The sequence below is a fragment of the Clostridium nigeriense genome, from assembly GCF_050585245.1.
GTDB classification, from domain to species: domain Bacteria; phylum Bacillota; class Clostridia; order Clostridiales; family Clostridiaceae; genus Clostridium; species Clostridium nigeriense_A.
In genome coordinates this window covers 173,391-188,046 of the sequence record NZ_JBNOOF010000005.1, presented here as the reverse complement: position 1 = coordinate 188,046, position 14,656 = coordinate 173,391, and the positions used below count along the sequence as shown (strand labels likewise).

Genomic DNA, 14,656 nt, shown 5'->3' with positions numbered 1-14,656 from the left:
TAAGGTGATATAATACTTAATAGTCATTTTACATTGTCAATTTTCCCTTTTATACTAAATATAATTGACGATTGGATATTAAAAGTGGGGTGTTTTATTGAGTGAAAATGCTTTAAAACTTATAAAAAAAGAAATAAATAAAGATGATACTTTGGAAGATAAAGAAATAAATATAGTTAAATTCCAATTTTTGAGAAAAAGTAATGTATTAAAAGTTGTACTTAGAGGAAAAGATGGATTAAATAATGAAGAAGAGGATAAAGTAATAAGAGCTATTAAAAATGCTTTAAATATAGATATTAATATAGAGGTGTTATTTTATAGAGATGTTTCAAGCTTATCTCTTGAAGAAGTAATAGAGAAACATTGGACTGAAGTTATAGGAAATATTTTGAAGAAGGTACCTTTAGCAAAATCAGTATTAACAAAAGGATTAAAAAAAGTAGATGGAAATAGCGTTATTATAAGTAGTGGGTATGATAAGATTAACGAACATTTAAATTCAAGAGGAATACCTAAGCAAATTTCCCTAAATATAGAAAGTATTTTTGGATTGAAATCAAAAGTAAAGTTGATATATGATAGTAGCTTAGAATCAGGAAATAATTATGAAGAAAAATTAGAGCAAGAGAGAGAAGTATTAAAAGAGATATTTAGTGGAAGAACTATTTCAAATGAATCAGAAACTAAAAAGACAAAGGCTGAAGAAAAACAAGGCGTGAAAACTAAAAAAACTTATGAAAAACGTGAGTTTAAAAGAGAAGCTAAAAGTGAAAATAGCATTTTAGGAAGATCAATAAGTCAAGAAGCAATACCAATTAAGGAAATTGATGAAACATCAGGATTAGTTGCAGTAATTGGAGAAGTATTTAAGACAGATATTGTAGAAACTAAGACAGGAAAAACTATTCTTACTTTCTTCATTACAGATTATACTAGTTCTATAACTGTAAAGTGCTTTTTAAGACCTCAAGAAACAGAAGAGGTTTTAGAAGCTGTAAAGAAGGGGTTATATTGTAAGGTAAGAGGAGAAGCTGTATATGATACATATTCAAGAGAAGTAGTAATAATGGGTAGAGATATTCTAAAGATGAGTAAAATAGACAGAATGGATGGAGCAGAGGAAAAAAGAGTAGAGCTTCATTGTCATACTACTATGAGTGCTATGGATGGAGTAACTTCTGCTACGAAATTAATTGAAAGAGCTGCTAAATGGGGACATAAAGCAATTGCAATCACAGATCATGGGGTAGTTCAAGCTTTTCCAGATGCACAAATTGCAGCTAAAAAAAATAAAATGAAGGTATTATATGGAGTAGAAGGATACTTAGTTAATGATGGAATTCCTATTGCTATAAATGATAAACATGAGGATTTTAATGATACTTTTATAGTTTTTGATATAGAAACTACAGGGTTTTCAGCAAAGAATGATAAAATTATAGAAATAGGTGCTGTTAAAATAAAAAACAGAGAAGTTATTGATACTTTTAGTGAATTTATATATCCTAAATGTAAAATACCATATAAAATAACTGAACTTACAGGCATAACTGATGAAATGGTAAAAGATGCAGATCCAATCGAGTTAGTTTTACCTAAATTTATGGAGTTTATAGACGGATGTGCAGTAGTTGCTCATAATGCTGCTTTTGATACAGGGTTCATTAAGAAAAACTGTAATGACTTAGGTTTAAAATTTACATCTACAATTGTGGATACTGTGCCAATGGCGAGATTTTTATATCCAGATTTAAAAAGGGTTAAACTAAATTTAGTGGCTAAGTATTTAGGAGTTTCTCTTGAAAATCATCATAGAGCAGTAGATGATGCTAAGGCCACCGCAGATATATTCTTAATTTCTATAAAAAAGATGATAGAAGAATTAAATATTAATAATATTAAGGAATTAAATAAGGAATTCCTTGAAAAAATGGATATTAAAAAAGAAAAAACTTTTCATATAATTATTTTTGCAAAAACTCAAGCAGGAATGAAAAGTTTATATAAATTGATTTCTGAAGCTCATTTAGATAATTTTCATAAGAATCCAAGAACTAGAAAAAGCAGGTTGATGGAAGTAAGAGATGAGTTAATAATAGGTTCTGCATGTGAAGCAGGAGAAGTATATAGGGCTGCACTAGATGGTAAATCAGATGAAGAGCTTAAAGAAATTATGAGTTTTTATGATTATTTAGAAATTCAACCTATTGCAAATAATAGTTATCTTATAGAAAAAGGTAATGTTAAAGATGAAGATGAACTAAGAGCATTAAATGAAAGAATATATAGGCTAGGAAAAGAATTAAATAAATTAGTTGTTGCAACTGGAGATGTACACTTTTTAGATCCACAAGATGAAGTTTTTAGACGAATAATAATGGCAGGACAAGGATTTTCAGATTCTGATAATCAGCCTCCATTATATTTAAAGACAACAGAAGAAATGCTAAAGGAATTTGCGTATTTAGGGGAAAAGGTAGCAAGAGAAGTAGTAATAACTAACCCAGGTATAATAGCAGATTCTATAGATGTTTTAAAACCAATACCAGACGAAACATACCCTCCTAAGATTGAAGGTGCTGATGAAGAAATTAGAGAAATGACTATGAAAAAGGTTCACTCTATTTATGGAGACCCATTACCTGAAATAGTTCAAAAAAGATTAGATAAAGAATTAAATTCTATTATTAATAATGGATATGCTGTTCTTTATTTAATTGCACAAAAACTTGTTGCTAAATCTTTATCTGATGGATATTTGGTTGGTTCGAGAGGATCTGTTGGTTCATCTTTTGTTGCAACAATGTCAAATATAACAGAGGTTAATGGACTTCCTCCACATTACGTTTGCCCTAATTGTAAGAATTCGGAATTTTTCTTGGATGGATCTGTTAGCTCAGGAGCAGATTTAGAAGATAAAAATTGTTCAAAGTGTGGAACAAAATATATAAAAGATGGTCACGATATACCTTTTGAAACATTCTTAGGTTTTGAAGGAGATAAGGAGCCAGATATAGATCTTAATTTCTCTGGAGATAACCAAGGTGAAATACACAAATATACAGAAGTTTTATTTGGTAAGGGGTATGTATTTAAGGCTGGAACTATAGGTACTGTAGCTGAAAAAACTGCGTATGGATATGTAAGAAAATATCTAGATGAAAGAGGATTAAGAGCTTCAAGTGCAGAAATTGAAAGATTAACTATTGGATGTACAGGTATCAAGAGAACTACCGGACAACATCCAGGTGGAATTATGGTTGTTCCTAGTGATAATGAGATATATAATTTCACGCCTATACAAAGGCCAGCTGATGATTCAACTTCTGATGTTACTACTACACATTTTGATTACCATTCAATATCCGGTAGACTTTTAAAACTTGATATACTTGGGCACGACGATCCTACCATGATTAGGATGCTTCAAGACTTAACAGGAGTAGATCCAAAGACTATACCTCTAAATGATGAAAAAGTTATTTCGTTATTTACATCCCCAGATGCTTTAGGAGTAACTAAAGAGGAACTTGGATGTGAAGTTGGTAGTTATGGACTGCCTGAATTTGGAACTAAATTTGTTAGAGGGATGCTTGTTGATACGCAGCCTAAGAGTTTTGCAGATTTAGTTAGAATTTCTGGCCTTTCTCATGGTACGGATGTATGGCTTAATAATGCACAGTATTTTATAAAAGAAGGATATACTACACTTAAAGATTGTATTTCTACAAGAGATGATATTATGGTTTATTTAATGTATGCAGGAGTACCACCTAAGATGGCATTTACAATAATGGAAAGTGTAAGAAAGGGTAAGGGATTAACAGAAGAATTTGAAAAGTTGATGAGAGAAAATAATGTTCCAGATTGGTATATAGAATCTTGTAAGAGAATTAAGTATATGTTTCCTAAGGGACACGCAGTTGCTTATGTAATGATGGCAGTTAGAATTGCTTATTTTAAGGTTCATTATCCAGAAGCATATTATGCAACATATTTTACGGTTAGAGCAGATGATTTTGATGCAGATTTAATTTGTAAAGGGCCTGGAGCAATAAAAGCAAAGCTGGATGAATTATATGAACTAGGAAATAAGGCTACTGCAAAGGATAAAGGATTAATTACTGTTTTAGAATTATCTTATGAACTTTATGTAAGAGGTCTTAAATTTAAAAAAGTAGATTTATATATTTCTGAAGCTACTAAATTTACAATAGAAGAAGATGGAATCAGACCACCGATAAGTGCACTACAAGGTGTTGGAGATAATGCTGCTAAAAGTATAGTTGAAGCTAGGAAACAAGGGGAATTTATTTCAAAAGAAGATTTAAGAGTTAGAGCAAAGGTTTCAAAGACAGTTATTGAAACTTTAAGCAATCATGGATGTTTAGAAGGAATGTCTGAAACAAACCAATTATCTTTATTCTAATTAGTATAATAATTATTATATTGGGAAAGTAATTAATATAATGGGAATAATAAAATACTTACTACCCCCTTGTATTAATTAGGAAATTGTGATAGGATAAGAAAAGAAGTGATTTACTAATAGCTAGGAGTTAGGAGTGGGAATGATAATTACCCGCTCTTTCTATTTAATTGCAACTACCATTTAGTTGCTTTTTTTATAGAAAAGTTAATTAGTAAAACTTTTAAATAAAACTGAATAGGTAAAGGAGGTTAATATGAAAGTTGATGCATTAATAGAAAAAATTTATCAATTAGTAAGACCTATAGCTGATGAATTAAGTTATGAAATTTATCACATTGAGTATGTAAAAGAAAATGGAGAATATTATTTAAGAATATATATTGATAAGGATGGTGGCATAACTTTAACTGATTGTGAAAAGTTATCAAGAAGAGTTAGTGATATAATGGATGAAGAGGATCCAATTCCAGTTGCTTATTTTCTTGAAGTATCATCTCCAGGTTTAAATAGAGGATTATATACTGATGACCATTATAAGAAGCAAATTGGCAAAGAGGTTCTTATTAGATTTACCAAGTCATTTGAAGGTAAGAAAAATATTAAAGGAACATTAAAAGAAGTAAATGAAGATTCAGTTGTAGTTGAATCTGAAAAATTATTTACTATTCCAAAGGATAAAATAAAATCAGCAAATTTAGAAGGGGAAATATAATAAGGAGGATATTAAAATGAACCAAGAGTTTATAGCTGCTCTTAAAGAAATTGTTAAGGATAAGGGAATTAGCGAAGATTTACTTTTTACAACTATAGAAGATGCACTAGTTGCAGCATACAAAAAAAATTATGCTAGTCCAACTACTTCAGCACAAAACGTTAAAGTAAGCATAAATAGAGAAACAGGTGAAATACATGTATATGCTCAAAAAGTAGTAGTTGAAGATGTATATGATTATGTAACTGAAATAAGCTTAGAAGAAGCTAAGGAAGTAAGTCCAAGATATGATCTTGATGATATAGTAGATTTAGAAGTAACACCAAAAAACTTTGGTAGAGTTGCAGCTCAACTTGCTAAGGGTGTGGTTACTCAAAGAATAAGAGAAGCAGAGAGAAATATAGTATATTCAGAATATAAAGAATTAGAATATGATATTATTACTGGAACTGTATTAAGAAAAGATAAAGGTAATGTATTTGTTAATCTTGGAAGAATAGAAACATCTATTGGTCCAAATGAACAAATTCCAGGAGAAGAATATAAGTTTAATGAAAAAGTAAAGCTATATGTTGTAGAAGTTAAGAATGGATCAAAAGGAGCTCAAATAGTAGTGTCAAGAACACATCCAGGTCTAGTAAAGAGATTATTTGAGTTAGAAGTGCCTGAAATTTATGAGGGTGTTGTTGAAATTAAGAGTATTTCAAGAGAAGCTGGTTCAAGAAGCAAAATAGCAGTTCACTCAAATGATGAAAATGTAGATCCAATGGGAGCTTGTGTGGGACCTAAAGGAATTAGGGTACAAAATATAGTCAATGAGCTTAAAGGTGAGAAGATAGATATTATTAAGTGGAGTAAAAATCCTGAAGAATTTATAGCAGCATCTTTAAGCCCTGCAAAAGTTTTAGAGGTTTCAGTTTCTGAAGATAGCAAGTCAGCTAAAGTTGTTGTAGATGACAACCAATTATCACTTGCTATAGGCAAGGAAGGACAAAATGTTAGACTTGCAGCAAAATTAACTAATTGGAAAATAGATATAAAGAGTAAATCACAAGCTGAGGCATTAAAGGCAGAAAAAGAAGAACTATCTGAAGATATTGAAATTTTAGAATAAGGGAGGTTTCTTATGAAAGTAAAGAAAATTCCTTTGAGAATGTGTACAGGATGCATGGAAATGAAGCCTAAAAAGGAACTTATAAGAGTAGTAAAGAGTCCTGAAAGTGAAGTTTCTGTTGACTTAACTGGTAAAAAGTCAGGAAGAGGAGCTTATATTTGTAAAAACATAGAGTGCTTAGAAAAAGCTTTTAAAACAAAGAGGCTTTCAAGAAATTTAGATATAGCTATAGATGAAGAAATATATAATAGGTTAAAGGAAGAAATAAATGAATAATTTTTTTAACTTTCTAGGTTTAGCTAAAAGAGCAGGAAATGTAATTGAAGGGTATAGTAAATGTGATGAAGAAAGAAATAGGAGAGCAATGTTTCTATTTATAATATCTAATGATGCTTCAAACAGTACTAAAAAGAAATTTAAAAATCATTGTATATTAAAAAATATCAGATTTATAGAAGACTTTTCAAAAGAAGAGTTAGGAGCTTCTATTGGAAGAGAAGAAGTTAAAATATTATCAATAACTGATAAAAATATGGCTAACAAACTTTATACCCTTTACGAAGATAAAAATAACAAAAATTAACCGGGGGTGATTTTATTGTCAAAAATCAGAGTGTATGAATTGGCAAAAGAGCTTGAAATAAGCTCAAAAGAACTTATAGAATTATTAATGAATGAATTTAGCGTTGATGTAAAAAATCATATGAGCGTTATAGAAGATGAGGATGCAGAGTTAATTAAAGAATTAATTGGAGAAACAGATGCAGCTAAAAATAAAACTATAGTAGATGAATATGAAGAAATATTAGCTGAAGAAGTTAATAATCAGGCTAAGAAGAAAAAGAAAAAGAAAACAGATGAATCAGCTGGAGCTATTGGAGAAGGTGGATCAGGGGTAGTTGAAATTGGTGAAACTATCACTGTAAAAGAATTAGCAGAAAAACTTGGTAAGCCTAGTGCGGATGTTATAAAAACTCTTATATTTACTGGAGTTATGGCCGGAATAAATCAAGAAATAGATTTTGCAACAGCTGAAAAAGTATGTGAAAAATATGAATGCTTAGTTGCTAAAAAAGAGGAAAAAGAAGAGCTAGAAGTAGTTGAAGATGAAGAAATAGTTGAAGAGAACTTAGTTAAGAGACCTCCAATAGTTACAGTTATGGGTCACGTTGACCACGGTAAGACTTCACTTTTAGATGCTATAAGAAAAGCTAATGTAACAGCACATGAAGCAGGTGGGATAACACAACATATAGGTGCATATACTGTAAACTTAAATGGAGAAAAGTTAACATTTTTAGATACTCCAGGGCATGAAGCTTTTACAGCAATGAGAGCTAGAGGAGCACAAGTTACAGATGTAGTTATATTAGTAGTTGCAGCAGATGATGGAATAATGCCACAAACTAAGGAAGCTATAAATCACTGTAAAGCTGCTGATGTTCCTATGATAGTTGCAATAAATAAGATTGATAGACCTGGAGCGAATATTGATAGAGTTAAGCAAGAATTAACTGAATATGAATTAGTAGCTGAAGATTGGGGCGGAGATACTATATGCGTTCCTGTATCTGCAAAAACTGGAGAAAATTTAGAGCAATTGTTAGAAATGGTATTATTAACTGCTGAAATGGCAGAGCTTAAAGCTGATCCTAAGAGAAAGGCTAAAGGAACTGTAATAGAAGCTAAGCTTGATAAGGGAAGAGGAGCAGTTGCAACATTACTTATTCAAAATGGTACATTACATGTTGGTGATTCAATTTTAGTAGGATCCACTTATGGAAGAATAAGAGCTATGTTTGACGATAAAGGTAAATCTATAAAGAGTGCAGGTCCTTCAATACCGGTGGAAATTTTAGGACTTTCAGAAGTTCCAGCAGCTGGCGATAGATTTACTGTTGTTAAAGATGAAAAAACAGCAAGAAATATGGCTGAAGCTAGAAAACAAAAAATTAAAGATGAAAGTTTCCATTCTGCTAATAGAGTTTCCCTTGAAGATTTATATAGTCAAATTCAAGAAGGAACTGTTAAAGAACTTGGAATAATAGTAAAGGCTGATGTACAGGGATCAGTTCAAGCAATAAAACAATCTTTAGAAAAATTATCTACTGAAGATGTTAAAGTTAGAGTTATACATGGTGGAGTTGGTGCTATAACTGAAACAGACGTAACTCTTGCTACAGCATCAAATGCTTTATTAATAGGATTTAATGTAAGACCAGATTCAAATGCTATTGCAGTTGCAGATAAAGATGGTGTTGAAATTAAAACTTACAGAATTATATATGATGCAATCGAAGATGTTAAATCAGCTATGATTGGAATGCTTGATCCAGAATACAAAGAAGTTATAAATGGTAAAGCAGAAGTAAGAATGGTATATAAGATTTCTAATATAGGAACAATTGCTGGATGCTATGTTATAGATGGTAAGATCTTAAGAAATTCAGAAGTTAGAATTATAAGAGATGGAATAGTTATATTCGAATCTACTTTAGCGTCATTAAAGAGATTTAAAGACGATGCAAAGGAAGTTAATTCTGGATATGAATGTGGCTTAAGTGTAGATAAATTTAATGACATTAAAGAAGGCGATATAATAGAATCCTTTAGTATGCAAGCAGTTGAAAGAAAGCAGCTTTAATAAAGAGGTGATTTTAAATGGCTAATTATAGAGGCGGAAGGATAAACGAAGAAGTAAGAAGAGAAATAAGCGTTATCTTAAGAGATGAAATTAAGGATCCTAGAATGACTGCTATGGTGTCAATTACATCAGTAAAAGTTAGTAAGGATTTGAAATATGCAAAGGTATTTGTAAGTATTTTTGGTAAAAATGAAGAAGAAAAAAATGAAACCTTTGCTGCATTAAAAAGTGCAAGCGGATATGTAAGAAGAGAAGTAGGTCAAAGAATGAATTTAAGAAATACTCCTCAAATAATATTCGAACTAGATGATTCTATAAGTTATAGTATGAGAATAGAAGAACTTATAGATAAAGTTAAGGAAAAGTAATGAATAGTTTACAAGATATTAGTAAACTAATATTAAATAGTAATAAAATAGGCATTACCTACCATGTATCACCTGATGGTGATGCAGTAGGTAGTGCACTTGCACTATTAAATGGATTAAGATATTTAAATAAAAACGCTTATTTAATTTCAAAAGATATAATTTCAGATAATCTTCAATTTTTAAAAAGTGCTAATGAGGGAAATGGGTTAGTAACAACACCTAGTCAAGATACAGATATAGTGGTTGTTGTAGATTGTGGTAATTTTGAACGTATATCAGCAGATTTAATGAATTTTAAAGGAACTATAATTAATATAGACCATCATATTTCAAATGATAGATATGGTAAATTAAATTATGTAGATACTAATGCAGCAGCAACAGCAGAAATAATTTACGAACTTTTAGAAAAGTTAAATTTAAAGTTTGAAATAGATAATGAAGATATTTATGAAATTGGAACCTGTCTTTATACATCCTTAGTAACTGATACAGGGGGATTTAGACACTCAAATGTAACTTCTAGAACTCATAAAATAGCATCAAAGCTTAAAGAAATTGAAGTAAACAACACCTTTATCTATCAAAGCCTTTTTGATAATAAAAGCTTTGAAAAAATTAGGTTAATAGGAAAATCCATTAATAATATGGAACTTTTATTTGATAGAAAAGTTTCTCTAATTAAGATACCAAAATCTTATGGAGAAGAACTTGGAATAGAAATTGGAGATACCTCTGATATAATATCCTTTGGTTTGCAAATAAAGGGAGTAGAAGTTGCAGTGTTAATAAAGGAAACTGATAATGGAGCAAAGGCAAGCTTAAGATCTAAAAATGATTTTGATGTTAGAAAAATTGCTGAAAAGCTAGGTGGCGGAGGTCATATTAAAGCAGCAGGTATAACATTAAATGGAATGAGCCTAGAAGAAGCTAAAAATAAAATATTAGAAGAAATAGAGAAAGAGTTGTTATAATGGATGGAGTAATTAGTATTTTTAAAAATACTGGTATGACTTCCTTTGATGTGGTAAGAATAATTAAAAAGGTTTCAGGAACAAAAAAGGTTGGACATACAGGTACTTTAGACCCTGAAGCTTCCGGAGTTCTTCCGGTATGTATTGGTAAGGGAACTAAAATTATTGATTATATTATGAATTCTGATAAAGTATATGAAGTAGAGTTTAAGCTTGGAATTAAAACTACTACCTATGATTTAGAAGGAGAAATAATTGAAGAAAATGATCCATCTAATATTAATAATGAAGAAATTTTAAAGACTATAGATTCTTTTAAGGGAGAATATAGTCAAGTTCCTCCAATGTATTCAGCTTTAAAACAAAATGGCGTAAGACTTTATGAGTTAGCGAGGAAAGGCATTGAAGTTGAAAGAGAGGGAAGACTTGTAAAAATATACAATATTGAAGATATCAAAGTAGATAATCCCAATATAAGTATGAAGGTTACATGTTCAAAAGGAACATATATTAGAAGTCTTTGTTATGACATTGGTGAGGCTTTAGGAGTTGGCGCGGCTATGACTAAGCTTAAAAGAACTAAAACCTCTAAGTTTTCTGAAGAGCAATCAATAAATATATCTGATATTAACTCAGATAATATTAATAAATTTATCATAAGTATTGAAGAAGCTTTAGATGCTTATGATAAATTGATAGTTTTAAACAAGTATTGTAGGCTTTTAATTAATGGAGTTAGAGTTTTTGATAAAAGATTTACCAAAGAAAAAGTTGAAGTGGAAAAACTATATAGAGTTTATGATGAAGACGGAAAATTCATTGGACTTGGTAAAAGTAATCATCAAGGCTTTAAGATAGAGAAATTGTTAATTAATTAGGAGAGCAGGATATGATAGTAATAGATGATATTATTATGAATGATAAGGAAAGTGATAATTATGTTGCATTAGGAAGTTTTGATGGACTTCACTATGGTCATTTATCACTTGTAAGAAAGACAGTCCAAGTTGCTAAAGAAAAGAATGGTAAAAGTATGGTTTTTACATATAAAAATCATCCTAAAACAATTGTAAAGCCTGATAGTGTACCTAAGTTGATTATGGATTTGGATACAAAGCTTGAATATTTAGATGAAGAAAATGTAGATATAGTAGTACTTAGAACTTTTACAAAAGAATTTATGTCAATAGAGGCAGAAAATTTTATAAAATTACTTTGTGAAGACTACAATGTAAAGGGAATAGTAGTAGGTTTTAATTTTAGATTTGGTCATAAAAATTTAGGAAATGTAGACCTACTAAAAGATCTTCAAAGTAAATATGGATATGAATTGTATATAATAGATCCATATACATACAAAGGAGATATTATAAGTAGTACTAGAGTTAGAAATTGTATATTAGAGGGAAATGTTTCTGAGGCTACCAATATGTTATCAAAGCCATATTTAATAAAAGGAAAAGTAATTCATGGTAAGCAACTTGGTAGAACAATAGGAATTCCAACAGCAAATTTAGAATTTGATAGTAAAATGGTTATTCCTAAAAAAGGTGTGTACTATACAAATGTAAAATATAAAGGAAGTATATTTAAAGGACTTACCTCAGTTGGGTATAATCCAACGGTAAATGGAAAAGAATTAACTATAGAAACGTATATTTTAAACTTCGATGAAATGATTTATGGGGAAGAGATTAAAGTTTATTTCGTAGAAAGAATAAGGGATGAACTTAAATTTGATACATTGGATGAGCTTGTTGAACAAATCAGAAAAGATGAAGAGTTTATAAAAAATAAAGATATAATAATTTAATTATTGTGAATTTATAATTTACAATAATAATATGATTTGTTATAATAGCAAGGAAGAACCTAATTCTAAGATATGAGGATGCCATCTCATTTCATGGATATAGGGGATAATATTACGGAGGTGCGAATAAATGGACGCAATAAGAAAGCAAGAAATTATTAAAGAACACGGAAGACACGAAGGAGATACTGGTTCACCAGAAGTGCAAATAGCTTTATTAACAGAAAGAATTAATTCTTTAACTGATCACTTAAAGATGCACAAGAAAGACCACCACTCAAGAAGAGGTCTTTTAATGATGGTTGGTAGAAGAAGAGGACTTCTAAACTACTTAGCTGAACAAGATATCGAAAGATATAGAGCTATAATCAAAAAATTAGGCTTAAGAAGATAGTTTTTAGAGCGGTTTTTAAGCCGCTCTATTATTTTAACAATTTTAAATGATAAGTAGAAGCCTTGAAAGGAGGTTACAAAATGAACAATGTAATGAAAACAACAATAGCTGGCAGAGAACTAAAGTTAGAGTTTGGTAAGATTGGTATGCTATCAAATGTAGCTGCTTTTGTTAGCTATGGGGATACAGTAATTTTGACTAATGTTAATGCTTCAGAAAAACCAAGAGAGGGGATAGATTTCTTTCCACTAAGTGTTGAATATGAAGAAAGATTATATTCAGTAGGAAAAATCCCAGGAGGATTTATAAAAAGGGAAGGAAGACCTTCAGAAAATGCTATATTATTTGGAAGAGCGGTTGATAGACCATTAAGACCTTTATTTCCAAAGGGATATAGAAATGATGTGCAAGTAGTATGTACTGTAGTATCAGTTGAAAAAGATAATTTACCAGAAATTCTAGCAATTAATGCAGCGTCATTATCATTATGTTTATCAAGCATTCCTTTTACAACACCTGTTGCAGCTGTGCAAGTAGGTCTAATCGATGGGAAATTCATTTTAAATCCAACATCAAAAGAAAGAGAAGAAAGTATTCTTCAATTAACTGTTTGTGCAACTAGCGAAAGAGTTATGATGATTGAAGCTGGTGGTGAGGAAATACCAGAAGATTTAATGCTTGATGCTATTAAATTTGGCTTTGATAGTTGTCAAGACATAGTAAAATTCCAAGAAGAAGCTATGAAAAAGTTTGGAAAAGAAAAATTAGTTCCAGAGTTATACAAACCAAGCAAAGAATTAGAAGCTGAAATCAGAGAATTTGCTAATGGTATGATAAAGAATGCTATGTGGATTACTGATAAAGATGAAAGAAATGCTGCAATGGATGAAGTTAGTGAAAAAGTTTATGCAGAGTTTGAAGAAAAGTATCCAGATAACATAGGTGATATAAAAGAAATAATATATGGCTTACAAAAAGAAGTAGTAAGAGATATGCTTTTAAATCACCATAGAAGACCAGATGAAAGAGCTTTTGATCAAATTAGACCAATATCTTGTGAAGTAGGAATTTTACCAAGAACTCATGGAACAGGTTTATTTACAAGAGGGTTAACTCAAGTTATGACTGTTGCAACTTTAGGTGCAGTTGGTGATATTCAAATAATAGATGGTATAGGTGAAGAAGAATCAAAGAGATATATGCATCACTACAACTTCCCAGGATATTCAGTTGGTGAAGTTAAACCATTAAGAGGACCTGGAAGAAGAGAAATAGGTCATGGTGCTTTAGCTGAAAGAGCTTTAGAACCACTAATACCTTCAGAAGAAGAATTCCCATATACTATTAGATTAGTTTCAGAAGTTTTAAGTTCTAATGGATCAACATCTCAAGCATCAGTATGTGGAAGTACTTTAGCTTTATTAGATGCAGGGGTTCCATTAAAGAGACCAGCAGCAGGTATTGCAATGGGGCTTATAACTTCAGAAGATTTAACAAGAGAAGAAGTTTTAACTGATATACAAGGTATTGAAGACTTTTTTGCAGATATGGACTTCAAAGTTGCAGGAACTGTAGAAGGAATAACATCTATTCAAGTAGATACTAAGATTAAAGGATTAAGCTTTAAGGTTATAGAAGACGCTATTAGAGGAGCTAGAAAAGCAAGGTTAGAAATATTAGAAAAAATTAAAGAATGTATTCCAGAAGCAAGAAAAGAAGTTTCTGAATATGCTCCTAAAACATCTATAATCACTGTAGATACAGAAAAAATTAGAGATATAATAGGTGCTGGTGGTAAAGTAATTAATAAGATTATCGAAGAAACTGGTGTTAAAATAGACATAAAAGAGGATGGTACAGTGTTTGTATCTTCACCAGATCATGAAGGTGTTAATAAGGCTATTTCTATTATTGAGGGATTAACAAAAGAAGTTAAGGTTGGTGAAGTTTACTTAGGAAAGGTAACTAAGATAACTACTTTTGGTGCTTTTGTTGAAATTCTTCCAAATAAAGAAGGTTTATGCCATATTTCTAAATTAGATAAGGCAAGAGTAAACAAAGTAGAGGATGTTGTTTCAGTTGGTGACGAAATATTAGTTAAGGTAACTGAAATAGATAATCAAGGAAGAATAAATCTTTCAAGAAAAGATGCTATAATAGATACTTCAGAAGAAGAAAAAACTGAATAAAAAGTGTTAT

Annotated in this window: 12 protein-coding genes; all 12 read left to right on the top strand. The window is 30.5% G+C overall.

The features are described from left to right. Positions 1-97: 97 nt before the first annotated feature. The 12 genes from ACQPUY_RS10015 to ACQPUY_RS09960 all read left to right on the top strand — a co-directional run bounded on the left by ACQPUY_RS10015 (position 98) and on the right by ACQPUY_RS09960 (position 14,646). Positions 98-4,432 carry a PolC-type DNA polymerase III gene (locus ACQPUY_RS10015; RefSeq protein WP_430841076.1) on the top strand — a complete coding sequence of 1,445 codons (4,335 nt, stop codon included), beginning with the start codon at positions 98-100 and terminating at the stop codon, positions 4,430-4,432. Positions 4,433-4,688: 256 nt separating this feature from the next. Beyond that, entirely contained in the window at positions 4,689-5,147 is a 459-nt protein-coding gene (rimP, locus tag ACQPUY_RS10010) for a ribosome maturation factor RimP (protein ID WP_430841075.1), read from the top strand. Between the two features lie 16 nt (positions 5,148-5,163). Beyond that, positions 5,164-6,261: a transcription termination factor NusA gene (gene nusA, locus ACQPUY_RS10005; protein ID WP_430841073.1), complete on the top strand. Its 1,098-nt coding sequence runs from the start codon at positions 5,164-5,166 to the stop codon at positions 6,259-6,261. A 12-nt stretch (positions 6,262-6,273) separates the two neighbouring features. After that, the gene (rnpM, locus tag ACQPUY_RS10000) at positions 6,274-6,537 is read left to right on the top strand and encodes an RNase P modulator RnpM (RefSeq protein WP_430841071.1); all 264 of its coding nucleotides are present in this window, start codon (positions 6,274-6,276) and stop codon (positions 6,535-6,537) included. Next, positions 6,530-6,844 (top strand): ribosomal L7Ae/L30e/S12e/Gadd45 family protein, encoded by a 315-nt coding sequence (locus ACQPUY_RS09995; RefSeq protein WP_430841069.1) that lies wholly within the window; start codon positions 6,530-6,532, stop codon positions 6,842-6,844. Before rnpM ends, ACQPUY_RS09995 begins: the two co-directional genes overlap by 8 nt. A gap of 15 nt (positions 6,845-6,859) precedes the next feature. Beyond that, the gene (infB, locus tag ACQPUY_RS09990; RefSeq protein WP_430841067.1) at positions 6,860-8,905 is read left to right on the top strand and encodes a translation initiation factor IF-2; all 2,046 of its coding nucleotides are present in this window, start codon (positions 6,860-6,862) and stop codon (positions 8,903-8,905) included. Between the two features lie 17 nt (positions 8,906-8,922). Further along, positions 8,923-9,273 (top strand): 30S ribosome-binding factor RbfA, encoded by a 351-nt coding sequence (gene rbfA, locus ACQPUY_RS09985; RefSeq protein ID WP_430841066.1) that lies wholly within the window; start codon positions 8,923-8,925, stop codon positions 9,271-9,273. After that, complete coding sequence (locus ACQPUY_RS09980; RefSeq protein ID WP_430841064.1) at positions 9,273-10,250, top strand: DHH family phosphoesterase; 978 nt, start codon at positions 9,273-9,275, stop codon at positions 10,248-10,250. The genes rbfA and ACQPUY_RS09980 overlap by 1 nt, the downstream gene beginning before the upstream one ends. Continuing rightward, on the top strand, positions 10,250-11,128 hold the full coding sequence (truB, locus tag ACQPUY_RS09975; RefSeq protein ID WP_430841063.1) for a tRNA pseudouridine(55) synthase TruB: 879 nt from the start codon (positions 10,250-10,252) through the stop codon (positions 11,126-11,128). The genes ACQPUY_RS09980 and truB overlap by 1 nt, the downstream gene beginning before the upstream one ends. 11 nt (positions 11,129-11,139) lie before the next feature. Then, positions 11,140-12,063 (top strand): bifunctional riboflavin kinase/FAD synthetase, encoded by a 924-nt coding sequence (locus ACQPUY_RS09970; protein WP_430841061.1) that lies wholly within the window; start codon positions 11,140-11,142, stop codon positions 12,061-12,063. Positions 12,064-12,193: 130 nt separating this feature from the next. Continuing rightward, positions 12,194-12,457, top strand: coding sequence for a 30S ribosomal protein S15 (gene rpsO, locus ACQPUY_RS09965; RefSeq protein ID WP_136004902.1), 264 nt, complete (start codon positions 12,194-12,196; stop codon positions 12,455-12,457). 80 nt (positions 12,458-12,537) lie between these two features. After that, positions 12,538-14,646 (top strand): polyribonucleotide nucleotidyltransferase, encoded by a 2,109-nt coding sequence (locus ACQPUY_RS09960; RefSeq protein WP_430841060.1) that lies wholly within the window; start codon positions 12,538-12,540, stop codon positions 14,644-14,646. The last annotated feature ends 10 nt before the right edge of the window (positions 14,647-14,656 follow it).

Coding starts and splice junctions, on each gene's coding strand:
- rpsO (WP_136004902.1), top strand. CDS start 12,194: ATGGACGCAATAAGAAAGCAAGAAATTATTAAAGAACACGGAAGACAC.
- ACQPUY_RS09995 (WP_430841069.1), top strand. CDS start 6,530: ATGAATAATTTTTTTAACTTTCTAGGTTTAGCTAAAAGAGCAGGAAAT.
- ACQPUY_RS09980 (WP_430841064.1), top strand. CDS start 9,273: ATGAATAGTTTACAAGATATTAGTAAACTAATATTAAATAGTAATAAA.
- ACQPUY_RS09970 (WP_430841061.1), top strand. CDS start 11,140: ATGATAGTAATAGATGATATTATTATGAATGATAAGGAAAGTGATAAT.
- rimP (WP_430841075.1), top strand. CDS start 4,689: ATGAAAGTTGATGCATTAATAGAAAAAATTTATCAATTAGTAAGACCT.
- ACQPUY_RS09960 (WP_430841060.1), top strand. CDS start 12,538: ATGAACAATGTAATGAAAACAACAATAGCTGGCAGAGAACTAAAGTTA.
- truB (WP_430841063.1), top strand. CDS start 10,250: ATGGATGGAGTAATTAGTATTTTTAAAAATACTGGTATGACTTCCTTT.
- rnpM (WP_430841071.1), top strand. CDS start 6,274: ATGAAAGTAAAGAAAATTCCTTTGAGAATGTGTACAGGATGCATGGAA.
- rbfA (WP_430841066.1), top strand. CDS start 8,923: ATGGCTAATTATAGAGGCGGAAGGATAAACGAAGAAGTAAGAAGAGAA.
- nusA (WP_430841073.1), top strand. CDS start 5,164: ATGAACCAAGAGTTTATAGCTGCTCTTAAAGAAATTGTTAAGGATAAG.